This is a genomic window from Streptomyces sp. NPDC042002 (genome assembly GCF_055588305.1).
Genome location: NZ_JBVJCT010000048.1, coordinates 43,268 through 57,073 on the forward strand (window position 1 = coordinate 43,268; position 13,806 = coordinate 57,073).

Genomic DNA, 13,806 nt, shown 5'->3' on the forward strand with positions numbered 1-13,806 from the left:
CTGTGTTCTGGCTCATGCCGCGGCGCCCCCGGTCTTCACGGTCTGGGCGTCCAGCCACTCCTCCACGTCCGACCAGCGTGCGCGGAGGTGGCGACCGACCTTGATGAGCTTCGGGCCGCCGCCGCGGCTCGACCACTGGTAGACGGTGCCGAGCGGAACGCCGAGGTATTCGGCGACCTCGTCGGCGGTGGCGAGCTTCCGCCTCTGCGCCTCAGTGACCTGAGACAGTTGGATTCGAGGCATCACTTCTCCTGTATGTGAAATAGATTCACCTAGAGTGGCTGCAAAGACTCCTTGAGGAGGGATGATGCCTCACGGTGGCAGGTGATGCAAGTTCTCGCTAAGGTGAACTCATGTCACCTGAAGCGGTAGGTCCAGTAGAGACCATTGCCCGGCGAGTGAAGGAGCTCCGCGCGCGACGCGGCTGGACCGCGGCCCAGCTGGGGAAGGAGATGGGGAAGTACGGCCCTTCCTGGGACCGCTTCGCCGTGGCCAGCTTGGAGACCGGGAAGCGCAAGAACGTCACGGTGTCCGAACTCATGGCTCTCGCCCTGGCTCTCGACGTCGCGCCTACCCACCTGATCATCCCGCTGGACGATCGCCTCTACAAGATCGTCCCGAACTACACCCTGCCGACCCTTGATGCTCGTGAGTGGTTCCGGGGCAACGTCCCGCTTTTCAGCATGCACGGGGAACGGACGCGCACTTATCTGTCTGAGCGCCCCCTTGCTGACCTCGAAGGCCGGAAGCCCGAGTTCGCTGAGCTGCGAACCACTCTCGTGCCTGACCCCGACAATCCTGATGATCCAGACCGGTCCGTCCCTCTGGTCAGCTACAGCCGGGTTGAGCCGGAGTCTGGAGACTCGTCGGCCGACGCGGCGGACCAGGAGGAGCGCCGTGGCTAGCGTCTACGACCGTTGGCACCTCGCCCGCCCGCCAAAGGGCGCCGAGCCCTGTACCGAGCACTCCAGCAGGACGCGCACCCTGGCGCCGAGCAAGGACCATGGCAAGGGGAAGCGCTGGCAGGTCCGTTGGCGCGACGCGGCGGGGGAGCAGCAGAAGGAGAACTTCACCAAGCGCAGCCAGGCGGACACCCGAGCAGCGACGATCGAGGCGGACCTCGCCCGCGGCCTGTACGTCGATCCGGCTGCGGGCAAGGAGAGCTTCCGCTCGGTCGCCGAGCGCTGGCGCACCTCGGCCGTACACCGAGGCGGCACCTCGTCGCGCGTCGAGCGGGCACTACGGCTGCACATCTACCCGACGTTCGGCGACCGCCCGGTCGTGACCATCCGCCCCTCGGAGGTGCAGGCTTGGGTCAAGCACCGGTCACAGGTTCTCGCCCCGTCCACGCTCCGGGTGACGTTCGCCTACCTCGTCACCGTGATGCACACGGCCGTGAGGGACCGGACGATCGCGCTGAACCCGTGCGCCGGCATCAAGTTGCCTGAGGTTCGCCGAGCTGAGATCGTCCCTCTGCACACGGACGCGGTGCGGGCGCTGATCGAGGCCGCCCCGCCCCGGCACCGGGCGATGATCCTGCTCGCCGCGGCATCCGGGCTCCGCCAGGGCGAGGTGTTCGGTCTCGAACTCGACTGCATCGACTTCCTGCGCCGCGAGGTGACGGTGCGACAGCAGCTCATCACCCCGGACAGGGACACCGACGCGGCCGAGGACGAGACGCCCGAGCCGTACCTCGGCGAGCCGAAGACACACGAGAGCTACCGCACCGTGCCGCTCGCGGCCGTGGCGGTCGAGGCGCTGGCCGCGCACCTCCAGCAGTACCCCGCTGTCGAGGTCGAGATCGAGGACCGCACGGACCCGCGGAAGCCGAGGACGCGGACGGCGCGGATGCTGTTCACCAACGGGCGGAACGACGTGCTGAAGCGGGCCAGTTGGTCGCACGTCTGGGCCCGGATGGAGGAGCGGGCGAACGACGCCCTCGGCAAGGCGTACGCGGAGTCGTACGCGGCCTGGGTCCAGCGGGGCCGGCCGGACGGGCAGGAGCCCGCACCGGTACGCGTGCCGGACGGGGCGAGCATGCACGACCTGCGGCACTTCTACGCCTCGGCGTTGATCCGGAACCGCGAGAGCGTGAAGACGGTGCAGCGGCGACTCGGGCACTCGAAGCCGTCGATCACGCTCGACATCTACACCCACCTTTGGCCAGACGACGAGGACACAACACGGGCCGCCGTCGAGGCGATCCTCGGCGATGTGCCCGCGTTGTGCCCTCCGGCCGCGACGATTTCCCGTTAGCGCAGCTCAGGGGCTTGCATCACCGGTAGTTCACGTACTGCAGAGCGAAGTCGAAGTCCTTGCCCTTGAGGAGAGCCTGAACGGCCTGGAGGTCGTCACGGCTCTTCGAGCTGACGCGCAGCTCGTCGCCCTGCACCTGGGCCTTCACGCCCTTGGGGCCCTCGTCGCGAATGATCTTCGCCACCTTCTTCGCGTTGTCCTGGGAGATGCCCTCCTCGATCGTCGCGAAGATCTTGTACTCCTTGCCGGAGAGTTGGGGCTCACCGGCGTCCAGTGACTTCAGCGAGATGCCCCGCTTGATCAGCTTGGTCTCGAACACGTCGAGGATGGCCTTCACCCGCTCCTCGGAGTTCGCTTCCATGACGATCTTCTCGCCGGACCAGGAGATGGAGGCGCCGACGTTCTTGAAGTCGTAGCGCTGCGAGATCTCCTTGGCGGTCTGGTTGAGGGCGTTGTCGACCTCCTGCCGCTCGACCTTCGAGACGATGTCGAAACTGGAGTCGGCCATGTCCTGTGGCTCCTTGTATCGGGTGCGTAGGGGCGGCGGTCGAGCCCGGCGTAGGCCTCCGGCCGCATCCGCATAAGCCTAGTCACCCCCCTCCCCCCAAGCGTCGATCAATTGGGTGGCGAAGCATCCCTGGGCATCAGGTATCGTTTACGTCGTTGCCAAGGAGCACCGCCGAAGAGCGGGGTTCAGGGGCAGCGACCCCGGCGGTGTGCCCGAGTGGCCAAAGGGAGCAGACTGTAAATCTGCCGGCTTAGCCTACCCAGGTTCGAACCCTGGCGCCGCCACATGAAGATAGACCCCCTCCGAACTGCGGAAACGTGGATCGGAGGGGGTCTTTTCTTGCGTTGGGGCGGCCTTTCGGGCGGAGTCGAAAAGAGGTGACTTGAGTCACTCTGTGACATCCGGATCGAGGGGTCGAGCGGGACTTCAGGGCGAGGCGAGGGCCGTTCCATGGAGCAGGCGGCCGCCGCACACGCTGTGCGGTGGCCGCCTGCTCCGGGGATGCCGGCGAACATGCCCCGAGGGCTCAGCCCTTGACGTGTTCGTTGTCCAGTGCCGCGCCGGCGTTTCGCTGTGCCGGGATGGCCGGGAGCGCTCGTACCGCCATACCCGCCCGGTGTTGGTCGGCCGCCGCGCACAGCGCACGGGCGGCCTCGTTGAAGCGGACGACGGACGGCGGGTCCGAGGGGCCCAGCAGATGCAGTTCGAGCTCGCTGCGGGCCTCGGCGTAGGTGTCCTTCTCGGGGTGGCGCACGGACTCCAGAAGGGCCGGTATGCCGGAGCCGTCCGACGCGAGGACGGCGCCTGCCCGGACGGTGGGGAAGGCGTCGCGGAAGTCCTGCTCGGAAAGACCGCTGGTGTTGGCGACGGCGTAGGGCTTCTCGCTCGCCAGGTAGTCGGAGATGACGCTGGAGACATCGCTGACCAGCAGATCGGCCTCGTTGAAGCAGGCGTAGACGTTCGGCCGGGCCCCGACGACGATCTGGTGCTCCCACGCGGGGAACGAGGCCCAGTACGCGGCCTGCCAGGCTGCGGTCGTGGCGGCCACCGCCGCGGCCCGGTCGGGTTCGGGGACCGTCTGCAGCTGCATCCGCTCCACGTCGTCCGCGCCCGCCCGGAACGAGGACGTGGTCAGCCGGTCGAGTTCGGCGGTGCGGTGGGCCAGTTCCGCCGCCGCGGAGGGCGCGGGTCCTTCAGCGGGGTGTTCCGCGGCACGGCGAGGGTTCGCGGCGCGGATCATCTCCTGGATCCGGGCGTTCGCCGCTCCCGCGCGGGGTTCGACCGAGCCGGTCAACGGGTGCGGCTTGTACAGGAGCCGGACCCCGGGATCGGCCAGGAGGGTGCGGACCATGTTCTCGCCGGCCTCGATGATCGAGGTGTTGCCGGGGTTGCCGTCCCAGCCCTCCCATGTGGGGGCGTAGAGAACCGTGGTGTACGGGCCCGAGGGCGCACCGGCGTACGGCTCGATCGTCTCCAGTTGCGGGCGTCCGATCTCCACGACGTCCCTGTCGTCGATCCCGACGTCCGCCAGGGCGTACCGCTCGCGCGCCGCGGGACCGGCCACCCACACCTCGTCGTAGGCCTTCGCGTACGGGTTGCAGCTGGACAGTTTGTCGCTCTCGCCGTGGTTGACGAACGCGTGCTTGATGCTGGGGATCCGCAGCACCTGCGAGGTCTTCCCCGAGTGCGACGGGTGGATCAGCGTCTTCAGCGTGGAGTGCTCCAGCCTCATCAGGTCGGCGACCCTCGGCAGACACACGATCGGGATGTCGGTGGACGCGATGTGCTTCACCATGAAGCGCTCACGCAGCACGATCAGCGGACGGCCCTCGAGCCGGGCCAGCGGCTCCAGCCACATGTTCGCCTGATACGCCGAGCTCGTGCCGCCGGAGAAGTACATGCCCACCGTCGGCTGGTACTCCGCGAGCCACGCCTCGAACCACTCCAGAGCCTGCTCGCTGGCCACCGGCCTGCGCTTCGGCAGCAGGCGCAGCAGCAGCATGCCGAGCGCCACCGCCCCGAAGGCGGCGGACAGGCCGATTCCCGCCGCGGCCCACCGCGCCGAGCCGGTCGCCGCGGTGATCAGCAGACCGGCCGTCGAGGGCAGACCGAACATGAGGAGCCGCTGTCCGGCGCGCTGCATCAGCAGCCCTGGGAGGGCGGGGCTCAGCCGCAGGGGCGAGGCGTCGATGTTCCGGGTCACCACGGGCAGGGTGCGGGTGCGACGTACGGTGATCGCCAGCGCCTGGCACGCGAAATGCAGGGAGCAGCAGAACAGCAGACTGCAGACGAGAGCCAGGTACCTCGTCTCGTAGTCCTGGTCCTCGATGCGGATCAGGCCGGCCACCAGCAGGAAGCCCCGGACGACTTGGCGCACGAACACGGTCGCGTGCAGCTTCCCGAGAGCGGTGGCCGTGTTCCGCTGCCACCGGTGCAGGGCGATGTCCGCCGTCAGCCCGACAGCGGTGGAGGCCACGAGCAGGGAGACGCTGGGGAGGAGCGCACCTACTGCCTGAACGGCGAACGACAGCGCGAGCACCGTGGGAAGGAGGAGACGTACCGCTGCGGTGCGCAACCGAGCGGGCAGAGGCGATGCTGATGCTTCGTGGGCTTCAGGCAACTCGAACATCCTCGGGCACGGACTCGCCGCCCGGCGAGATCTGAGGTCCGGAATCCGGTGCGTACGGATGTTCTCTTCAGGAAGGTGGTCGGACCTTACCTTCTGTATGCCAGGAGTACATATGGGGTACATGTAAACGTCACCTATGCCGCCACCTCCTCGGTTCCGCGGGCTGGGCAAGAGTGGAGAAAACGGGCGGTTTCCAGCCGCCTCGAAGCCGGGCGGCGCCCCCCATGCCACGTGCCGCGGGTCTGGGAACCAGTGGAGCGACGGAGAACGGCCGACAACGGGCGCGCTGATGGGGTCCGGTACCTACGGGGCACACTGATCCCATGTCATCGCGTCGCAGACACTGCCCGGAGTGCCGTCGGGAGATCGCCGTCGTCGCGGGCCGGTTCGCTCGGCACGATCCGCCCGGCGTGCGGGGGAGCGGGGACCTGGTCTCGTGCCCCGGTTCGCGCCGCCAGGCACAACTCGGAGCCGCCCAGCCCGGGCTGGACGGGTACACCGTCCCGGAATTCCCCGGCCAGCTCCCGCTGTTCTGAACCAGCTCCCGTTGTTCTGAACCAGCTCCCGAAGGAGCAGTCCCTAGCTAATTGCCCGCCACCGACTTCACCGCCACCGAGACAGGTGTCGAGCCGCTGACCGCTTCCAGGGTCAGACCGGCGGTGGCCGGGGTGTCGACCAGTTCGGCGAGGACCGCGGCGACGTCGTCGCGGGGGATCATGCCGCGGCCGGTGGAGGCCTCCAGGCGTACGAGACCGGTCCCGGCGTCGTCGATCAGGCCGCCGGGACGCAGGATCGTCCAGTCCAGGCCCGTACGACCGCGTACGTACTCGTCGGCCTCGCCCTTCGCGCGCAGATACGCGTCGAAGATGTCGTCGCCCGGGTGGGCCGGGTCCGCGCCCATCGAGGAGACGACCACGTGCCGGCGTACGCCCGCGCGCTCGGCGGCGTCCGCGAACAGGATCGCGGCGCCCTTGTCCACCGTCTGCTTGCGGTCCGTCCCGCTGCCCGGTCCCGCGCCCGCCGCGAAGACGGCCGCGTCCGCGCCCTGCAGGTGCGCGGCGACCTCCTCCACCGACGCCGACTCCAGATCGCACAGGACCGGCTCGGCGCCGGCCGCCCGCAGATCGTCGCCCTGTTCGGCGCGACGGATGATCCCCGCGACCTCGTCCCCGCGCGCGGAGAGCAGCCGCTCCAGCCGCAGCGCGATCTGACCATGACCACCAGCGATGACAATGCGCATGTTTCCGACCGTACGCCCGGATGACGGCGTTCGCCGCACAACCCTGTGGACAACTCGTGAGTCACATGGGTGATCACTGTGGATGCTCGGGTGATCGCCGCGAGAACGAGTGAAGACGAGTGAACACGCGAACGAGGGAACGCCGTGCGAGTTCGTACGGCGTCATAGAGGAGACCATCATCACCGCCGTACGCAAGACCGTCACCGCGGTCGGCTGCGCCGCCGTCCTCCTCGCCACGGCGGCCGCCTGCGGTACGGTCCAGAACCTCACGGCCGGGCAGAAAGTGGACCAGGCCGTCGAACGGCTCGGCGAACAGAAGTCCCTGGCCTTCCAGTTGGACCTCGACGCCGACGCCGACACGATCAACACGCTGGCGGGCGAGGCCAGTTCCGACGAGCCCCTTCCGCCGGAGTTCGCGAGGTTCGTCAGTGGGCTGCGCGTCGACGTCTCCGTCAAGTCCCGGAAGGCGCTGGCGGATTCGGGTCAGAAGGATCTCGTCGGTGCGAGCGTGAGGATCACCGGGACCGGCGGCGTCCTGGTCGAATACCGGATCATCGGCGACTTCACGTACTACCGCGCCGACATGAAGGCCGTCGGTGAGGCGATGGGCGTTCCCATGCCGTCGGTCGGCGATCTCCCTCCGGGCGAGAAGGAGATGAAGAAGGTCCTCGAAGGCGACTGGGTGAAGGTCGACACCAAGGAGCTGGAGAGTTCGCGGAAGTCCGCCGGGGGTGCCGCGAAGGGATCCGCCGGTGCCGGTGACATCGACGCCAAGACCCAGAAGAAGGTTCTCGAAGCCGTACGAGGTGTCATCGGTCGCGAGGTCACCTTCCGGACCAGGAGTGGCGCGGACGGCGTCGAGCACGTCGTCGCCACGGGCAATGTCCGTGACCTGCTCACCGGAGTCTTCGACAGACTCCGTCCGCTGCGGGGAGACCTTCCGGCGGGCGCGGAACTCCCCTCTGCCAAGGACCTCAAGGACGCCCCGAACAAGAAGGTCGCCGTCGACTTCACCCTGAAGAGTGGTGACCTCCGGCAGATCAAGGTCGACCTGGCCGTCCTCGCCGACAGCCCGAAGAACGCCAAGCTGCCCCTCGTCCTGAAGTTCTCCCGGGCGGGCGACATCAGCGCGCCGTCGGGAGCCACCGAGATCCCCGTGGGCAAGCTTCCCGGGGGCAGCCCGCTGGGCGGCGTGTTCCCGGGCGGCGACGAGCTCTAGCGCGCGGACGCCCGTCGGCCAAAGCCTTCCCCGGCCCCCGGGAGCCCGGCCTGTCCAGGCAGGCAGGACTCCCGGGGCGCGTGGAGCCCGTAGAGCGGCGCTTCACGCACGCGTGGACCGTCGTTTAGCAGCTTCACGCGCGCGTGAAGGCCGTCGTGCCCGGCCCGGCTACGACGGCTCTCCCCGTCCCTGCCGGGGCAGTTCCAGCCCCGACTCGGCCGCCGAGCCGCAGTACTCCCGCACCGCGCTGGTCCGTGCCACCACGCGTCCGCGGTGGATCACGATCCGGCTGTACGCAAGGGACAGCGCCCCCGCGAGCCGGTCCCCGCGTACGGCGAGCAACTCGGCCGGGAATCCCGCCTCCACGCGGACCTCGGGCAGCCCGAGAGCCGCTCGGGCGGCGCGACTCACCGTGTCGTACGCGTCCTCGGGGCGCAGCCCGCACCGGGAGGCCAGCAGGTAGGCGGCCTCCAGCGGATCCCCGCGTCCCACCGGGTTGGACACGTCGCGCAGGGCGCCACCGCCCGCCGCGACCCGCACGCCGGCCGCCCGGAGCAGTCGTACGGGAGCGGTGCCGTGCCGGTCGGCCGAGCCGCAGCCGCCCTGCGGCAGACACACCACCGTCACTCCGGCCGCGGCGAGTTGGTCCGCGGCGCGGGCGGCCACCTCGGACGGCAGCCGGCCGAGGCCGCCGCACGGGCCGAGCGTCACCCCGGGCCGCAGCCCGCCCGCCATCGCCGCGAGCCGGGCGAGCCGGGCGGGATCGGCCGCGTCCGTGTGCAGATCGACCGGACAGCCGTGTTCGGAGGCGAGTTCCAGGACCGCCTGGACGTAACCCGTCGGATCGGGGTCCGCGTCCGGGCAGCCGCCCACCACGGACGCGCCCATCTTCAGGGCGTCCCGCAGCATCGCGAGCCCGTCGGCGCCGGCCGCTCCGGTCAGTACCCGCGGCATCGCCACCGTCGCCAGTTCGGCGAGCCCCCGCAACGACCGCCGCACCTCGAGCACCGCCGTCAGCGCGTCCAGCCCCTGTACGTCGCCGACGTGCACATGGGACCGCAACGCCGTGGCGCCGTGCCCCAGTTGCAGCAGCGCCGCCTCGGTGGCCCGGCGCCGGATGTCCTGGTCGTCGTAGGCGAGGGGGCCGTCACCGTCGGCCGTCAGGGCCGTGTCGCTGTGCGCGTGGGCCTCGGCGGGAGCCGGCAGGAGGAGGTAGCCGTCGAGGTCCACCTTCGCGACGAGAGCCCCCGAGGCCCCCGCCGCCAGGCTCCCCGCGGTGCCGACCGCCTCGATACGGCCATCGCCCAGCCGTACGTCCACGGTCCGGCCGTCGGTGAGCCGCGCCCCGCACAGCAGGAGAGCGGCCGTGTCGGTGTGTCCCGACGAGGAGTGGGGCGGCTGCTGCTGGCTGTCGGGCATCGCGCTCCTGGGGCTCGGGGGCGGCTGCGGGAGGGACGACTGCGGAGCGTGGGGACACAAGATCACGCAGCGTGAGTCGAGCCTAGGGCGGTGACCCGTCAGCGTCGGGGAGGAGCGCAATAGTCGTACCGGTGTGGTCCCTCGACGGGCTGTCGACGCCGGCCCCTCCACCCCTGCGCCCACGGAGGCCCGGAGGCCCGTCACCCCGTGTGATTCAGGAGGCCTGAGGGGCCCGTGAAGGGTTCTGGGAACCCCCGGGGAAATGCCTGGGGTCGGGCCGGGGTGGGTACCGCGAAACGGATTTGGGCGATCGGCGGCGGACCGTGTAATGTCTTCATCGCTCGCCCCAATAGCTCAGTCGGTAGAGCGTCTCCATGGTAAGGAGAAGGTCTACGGTTCGATTCCGTATTGGGGCTCTGGTGTGAGAGGTTCCCGTCGCAAGACGGGGGCCGATCGCATCTCAGCGGTGTAGCTCAGTCGGTAGAGCAAGCGGCTCATAATCGCTGTGTCACCGGTTCAAGTCCGGTCACCGCTACTGACAGTAGCCGATTGTGGGGTCGGTCCTTCGATCGGCTACTCTTCTATGCGTTAATGTCCCATCCGTTCGTCAAGGAGCACTCCTGTGGCTGCCACCGACGTCCGCCCCAAGATCACGCTGGCCTGCGTGGAGTGCAAGGAGCGGAACTACATCACCAAGAAGAACCGGCGTAACGACCCGGACCGACTGGAGATGAAGAAGCACTGCCCGCGTTGCAACGCGCACACCGCGCACCGCGAAACGCGATAATTTCAGGCTCGTACACGAGGCCGTCCCCTTCACGGGGGGCGGCCTCGCGTCGTTGTGCAACCGATGTCCGGCGCGTACCCGGCGTCATAGGTGGTCCAGCGATTTAGAGCGAAGATGGGCCGTCCGGCTAAGCGGTCGGTCCAGCTGCGACAACCAGCGCAGCGAAGACAACCAGGAGGTGCCGAGCCCATGGCGCTCGACCAGTCCTTCGTAGGGCGGTCCTACCCGCCCACCGACCCCTATGAGGTCGGCCGGGAGAAGATCCGCGAGTTCGCGGAGGCCGTGGGGGACAGCAACCCTGCGTACACGGACCCCGAGGCCGCACGCGCGCTCGGGCATCCGGATGTGATCGCGCCGCCGACCTTTGTGTTCGCCATCACGTTCAAGGCCGCGGGTCAGGTCGTCCAGGACCCGCAACTGGGCCTCGACTACAGCCGGGTGGTGCACGGCGACCAGAAGTTCGCGTACACCCGTCCGGTGCGCGCGGGTGACCGGCTCACGGTCACCTCGACCATCGAGTCGATCAAGTCCCTCGCGGGCAACGACATCCTGGACATCCGTGGCGAGGTCCACGACGAGGCGGGCGAGCACGTCGTGACGGCCGTCACGAAGCTCGTGTCCCGCGCGGCTGAGGTGGGCTGACATGACGGCGAAGATCTCTTACGCGGACGTCGAGGTCGGCACCGAGCTGCCGGCCCGGACGTTTTCCGTGACGCGTGCCACGCTCGTGCAGTACGCGGGGGCCTCCGGGGACTTCAACCCGATCCACTGGAACGAGAAGTTCGCGGTCGAGGTGGGCCTTCCCGACGTCATCGCGCACGGCATGTTCACCATGGCCGAGGCGATCCGTGTGGTGACCGACTGGGCGGGCGACCCGGGCTCCGTCGTCGAGTACGGCGTCCGCTTCACCAAGCCCGTCGTCGTCCCGAACGACGACGAGGGCGCCACCATCGAGGTCAGCGGCAAGGTCGCGGCCAAGCTCGACGACAACACCGTCCGCGTCGACCTCACGGCGACCAGCGCCGGACAGAAGGTGCTCGGGATGTCGCGAGCGGTCGTACGGCTGGCTTGATCCCGAGGTCAAGTTCTGATCCCTGAGGTCAAGTAAGGGGCGTCCGCCATTGCGGGCGCCCCTTACGTATCCGCACTCCTTGACTTAGTTAGTGATTGAGTACTAACTTAGCCGCATGGTCAGGATGAGCGCAGAGGAGAGGCGCGAGAGCGTCATCCGCGCGGCGATGAGCGAGTTCGCCCGTGGCGGCTACCACGGCACGTCCACCGACGCGATCGCCAAGCGCGTGGGCGTCTCGCAGCCGTATCTCTTCCGGCTCTTCCCGGGCAAGAAGGCGATCTTCCTGGCGGCCGCCGAGCACTGCATGGAGCTCGCCCGGCACACCCTGGAGGAGGCCTCCGAAGGGCTGGAGGGTGAAGAGGCCCTGCACGCCATGGCGAACGCCTACGTCAAGGTCATCGCGGAGCACCCGGAGCGGCTCCTCATGCAGATGCAGATGTACGTGGCGGTGGCCGCCGCCGAGGAGGCCGGCGATCACGAGCTCGGCGAGGCGGTCCGGGCCGGCTGGATGCGGCTCTGGGACACGGTTCACGTGCCGCTCGGCGCGGACGTGGACGAGACCGCGACCTTCATGGCGTACGGAATGCTCATCAACTGCCTGGTCGCGATGGGGTTCCCGCCCCGGCACCGGGTCTGGGAAGGGCTCTATCCGTCGGCGCGGGTCACGGGCCGGCTGGAGAAGTAGCGCGATGGCCAAGGCGGAGTTCGGCGCCTTTTCATGGGCGCGAAAGTTAGTCATCAATAACTAACCATCAATGGCGATCACATCATCCTGGGGGAGCGATGTCTCAGCGGACGGCAAAGGCAACACCGAACGGATCGGCGGCACCGACCACGGCGTCGGCCACGGGATCGGCCGCGGCACCGGCCGCGGCACCGCCGACAGAGTCGGCCATGGCACCGGCCACGGAACCGCCCGTGGCCACGGAACCGTCCGCGCGTCGCGGTGGAGCCGGGTGGGCCCTCGTCATCACCAGCGTCGCCGGATTCATGGCGGCCCTCGACAATCTCGTCGTCACCACCGCCCTGCCCTCCATCCGCAAGGACCTCGGGGGAGCGCTGGGCGACCTGGAGTGGACCGTGAGCGCCTACACGCTCACCTTCGCCGTCCTGCTGATGTTCGGCGCGGCGCTCGGCGACCGGTTCGGCCGCCGCAGGCTCTTCCTGATCGGCCTGAGCGTCTTCACCGGCGCCTCCGCCGCCGCGGCCATGGCGCCCGGTATCGACTCGCTGATCGCCGCCCGCGCGGTCCAGGGTGTCGGCGCGGCGATCATGATGCCGCTGACACTGACCCTCCTGACGGCCGCGGTTCCGGCCGCCAAGCGCGGGATGGCGTACGGGATATGGGGCGCCGTCAACGGACTCGCGGTCGCGTCCGGTCCCCTCATCGGCGGCAGCCTCACCGAACACGTCTCCTGGCACTGGATCTTCTGGCTGAACGTTCCGCTGGGTCTCGCCGTGCTCCCGCTCGCCCGGCTGCGTCTGTCCGAGTCGTTCGGCGCCGGTGCCCGGCTCGACTTCCCGGGGACCCTGCTCGCCAGCGGCGGTCTCTTCGGGATCGTCTACGGCCTGGTCCGCGGGCCCGCCGACGGCTGGACCAGCCCGTTCGTCCTGACCGGCCTGTTCGCGGGCGTCGCGCTGCTCACCGGCTTCGTCATCCACGGCACCCGGGCCAAGCACTCGATGCTCCCGATGCGGCTCTTCCGCTCCCGCGCCTTCGCCGGGATCAACGCGGCCAGCCTGCTGATGTTCCTCGGGATGTTCGGCTCGATCTTCCTGCTCAGCCAGTACATGCAGGGCGTGCTCGGCTACTCGCCGACCGAGGCGGGGCTGCGGATGCTCCCCTGGACCGGTATGCCGATGCTCGTCGCGCCGATCGCCGGCTATCTGTCCGACCGCGTCGGCGGGCGCCCCGTCGTCGCCACCGGGCTCTTCCTGCAGGCCGCCGGGCTCGCCTACTACGCCTCCGTGGTCGCCGCCGACGCCTCGTACGCCTCCCAGCTTCCCGCACTGATCATCAGTGGTATCGGGATGTCCCTGTACTTCGCCCCGGCCTCCAACCTGGTCATGTCCAGCGTCCGGCCGCAGGAGCAGGGCATCGCCTCAGGCGCCAACAACGCGCTCCGCGAGGTGGGCGGCGCGCTCGGCATCGCGGTGATGTCCTCGATCTTCTCGGCGCAGGGCGGCTACGCGACCGCCCAGACCTTCATCGACGGACTGCGGCCCGCGCTCGTGGTCGGCGCCTCGGTCGTCGCCCTCGCGGGTGTCGCGGCCCTGGTCATCCCGACGGCCCGGCGTGCGGCGCGCACCGAGACGGCAAACGCCCCGGCGCACGCCCTCGAAGCCGGCTCGTCGGCAGCGGGCTCGCTCGAAACCGAATCCTTCGGCGCGGACCCGCTCGAAGCCGACCGGCTTGCGACCGTCTCCCTCGAAACCGCCCCCCGCTGACGCGCGGAACAGGGCTACCGGCCCTTCGGCCAACCCCGGAATCACCTGATGACCTGACGACCTGATCGCCCGATCGACCCCCCAGGAGAGTCGCTTCGGTCGAGTGCGCGGAAGCGGACGGCCCCGCCCCGACTTGAGTTCTAGTGGTCGTCGCAACACCCCAGCTCAGGGGATGCGATGGATTTCAAGATCCGGGACCGTTCGATCAATCAGGGGACTCGTGCTCT

At 69.2% G+C, this 13,806-nt stretch carries 14 protein-coding genes and 3 tRNA genes; 12 read left to right on the plus strand and 5 right to left on the minus strand.

What is annotated here, in order from left to right:
- Positions 1-12: 12 nt before the first annotated feature.
- Positions 13-243, minus strand: a complete 231-nt coding sequence (locus ACZ6KY_RS38105) for a helix-turn-helix transcriptional regulator (protein WP_469314848.1) — start codon at positions 241-243, stop codon at positions 13-15.
- A gap of 110 nt (positions 244-353) precedes the next feature.
- On the opposite strand from ACZ6KY_RS38105, the gene ACZ6KY_RS38110 reads away from it, so the two are divergent.
- A complete protein-coding gene (locus ACZ6KY_RS38110) occupies positions 354-905 on the plus strand; it encodes a helix-turn-helix transcriptional regulator (protein ID WP_469314849.1) in 552 nt (183 codons plus the stop codon).
- Positions 898-2,256: a tyrosine-type recombinase/integrase gene (locus ACZ6KY_RS38115; protein WP_469314850.1), complete on the plus strand. Its 1,359-nt coding sequence runs from the start codon at positions 898-900 to the stop codon at positions 2,254-2,256. Before ACZ6KY_RS38110 ends, ACZ6KY_RS38115 begins: the two co-directional genes overlap by 8 nt.
- Before the next feature lie 19 nt (positions 2,257-2,275).
- Here the strand turns inward: ACZ6KY_RS38115 and ACZ6KY_RS38120 are convergent, their stop codons facing one another.
- Positions 2,276-2,764: a YajQ family cyclic di-GMP-binding protein gene (locus ACZ6KY_RS38120; protein ID WP_469314851.1), complete on the minus strand. Its 489-nt coding sequence runs from the start codon at positions 2,762-2,764 to the stop codon at positions 2,276-2,278.
- A 202-nt stretch (positions 2,765-2,966) separates the two neighbouring features.
- Here ACZ6KY_RS38120 and ACZ6KY_RS38125 point away from each other — a divergent pair.
- Positions 2,967-3,048 (plus strand) — tRNA-Tyr (locus tag ACZ6KY_RS38125).
- A gap of 242 nt (positions 3,049-3,290) precedes the next feature.
- Here the strand turns inward: ACZ6KY_RS38125 and ACZ6KY_RS38130 are convergent.
- The gene (locus ACZ6KY_RS38130; protein ID WP_469314852.1) at positions 3,291-5,393 is read right to left on the minus strand and encodes a hypothetical protein; all 2,103 of its coding nucleotides are present in this window, start codon (positions 5,391-5,393) and stop codon (positions 3,291-3,293) included.
- A 323-nt stretch (positions 5,394-5,716) separates the two neighbouring features.
- Here ACZ6KY_RS38130 and ACZ6KY_RS38135 point away from each other — a divergent pair, with 323 nt between their 5' ends.
- Positions 5,717-5,929, plus strand: a complete 213-nt coding sequence (locus ACZ6KY_RS38135) for a hypothetical protein (RefSeq protein WP_469314853.1) — start codon at positions 5,717-5,719, stop codon at positions 5,927-5,929.
- 47 nt (positions 5,930-5,976) lie between these two features.
- Here ACZ6KY_RS38135 and ACZ6KY_RS38140 read toward each other — a convergent pair whose 3' ends face one another.
- The gene (locus tag ACZ6KY_RS38140) at positions 5,977-6,633 is read right to left on the minus strand and encodes an SDR family oxidoreductase (RefSeq protein WP_469314854.1); all 657 of its coding nucleotides are present in this window, start codon (positions 6,631-6,633) and stop codon (positions 5,977-5,979) included.
- Positions 6,634-6,752: 119 nt separating this feature from the next.
- Between ACZ6KY_RS38140 and ACZ6KY_RS38145 the strand changes: the two genes are divergently transcribed.
- Positions 6,753-7,853 carry a hypothetical protein gene (locus tag ACZ6KY_RS38145; RefSeq protein WP_469314855.1) on the plus strand — a complete coding sequence of 367 codons (1,101 nt, stop codon included), beginning with the start codon at positions 6,753-6,755 and terminating at the stop codon, positions 7,851-7,853.
- Positions 7,854-8,021: 168 nt separating this feature from the next.
- Here ACZ6KY_RS38145 and ACZ6KY_RS38150 read toward each other — a convergent pair whose 3' ends face one another.
- Complete coding sequence (locus ACZ6KY_RS38150) at positions 8,022-9,272, minus strand: amidohydrolase family protein (RefSeq protein WP_469314856.1); 1,251 nt, start codon at positions 9,270-9,272, stop codon at positions 8,022-8,024.
- A 343-nt stretch (positions 9,273-9,615) separates the two neighbouring features.
- On the opposite strand from ACZ6KY_RS38150, the gene ACZ6KY_RS38155 reads away from it, so the two are divergent.
- The 7 genes from ACZ6KY_RS38155 (at position 9,616) to ACZ6KY_RS38185 (ending at position 13,579) form a co-directional block, all read left to right on the plus strand.
- Positions 9,616-9,688: transfer RNA gene (locus ACZ6KY_RS38155), tRNA-Thr, on the plus strand.
- A gap of 46 nt (positions 9,689-9,734) precedes the next feature.
- Positions 9,735-9,807, plus strand: a tRNA-Met gene (locus ACZ6KY_RS38160).
- Between the two features lie 87 nt (positions 9,808-9,894).
- A complete protein-coding gene (gene rpmG / locus ACZ6KY_RS38165) occupies positions 9,895-10,059 on the plus strand; it encodes a 50S ribosomal protein L33 (RefSeq protein ID WP_004571794.1) in 165 nt (54 codons plus the stop codon).
- A gap of 189 nt (positions 10,060-10,248) precedes the next feature.
- Positions 10,249-10,701, plus strand: a complete 453-nt coding sequence (locus ACZ6KY_RS38170) for a MaoC family dehydratase N-terminal domain-containing protein (RefSeq protein WP_326786093.1) — start codon at positions 10,249-10,251, stop codon at positions 10,699-10,701.
- Between the two features lies 1 nt (position 10,702).
- The gene (locus tag ACZ6KY_RS38175; protein ID WP_469314857.1) at positions 10,703-11,131 is read left to right on the plus strand and encodes a MaoC family dehydratase; all 429 of its coding nucleotides are present in this window, start codon (positions 10,703-10,705) and stop codon (positions 11,129-11,131) included.
- Between the two features lie 115 nt (positions 11,132-11,246).
- Complete coding sequence (locus tag ACZ6KY_RS38180) at positions 11,247-11,816, plus strand: TetR/AcrR family transcriptional regulator (protein WP_469314858.1); 570 nt, start codon at positions 11,247-11,249, stop codon at positions 11,814-11,816.
- A 209-nt stretch (positions 11,817-12,025) separates the two neighbouring features.
- On the plus strand, positions 12,026-13,579 hold the full coding sequence (locus ACZ6KY_RS38185) for a DHA2 family efflux MFS transporter permease subunit (RefSeq protein WP_469314859.1): 1,554 nt from the start codon (positions 12,026-12,028) through the stop codon (positions 13,577-13,579).
- Positions 13,580-13,806 lie beyond the last annotated feature (227 nt).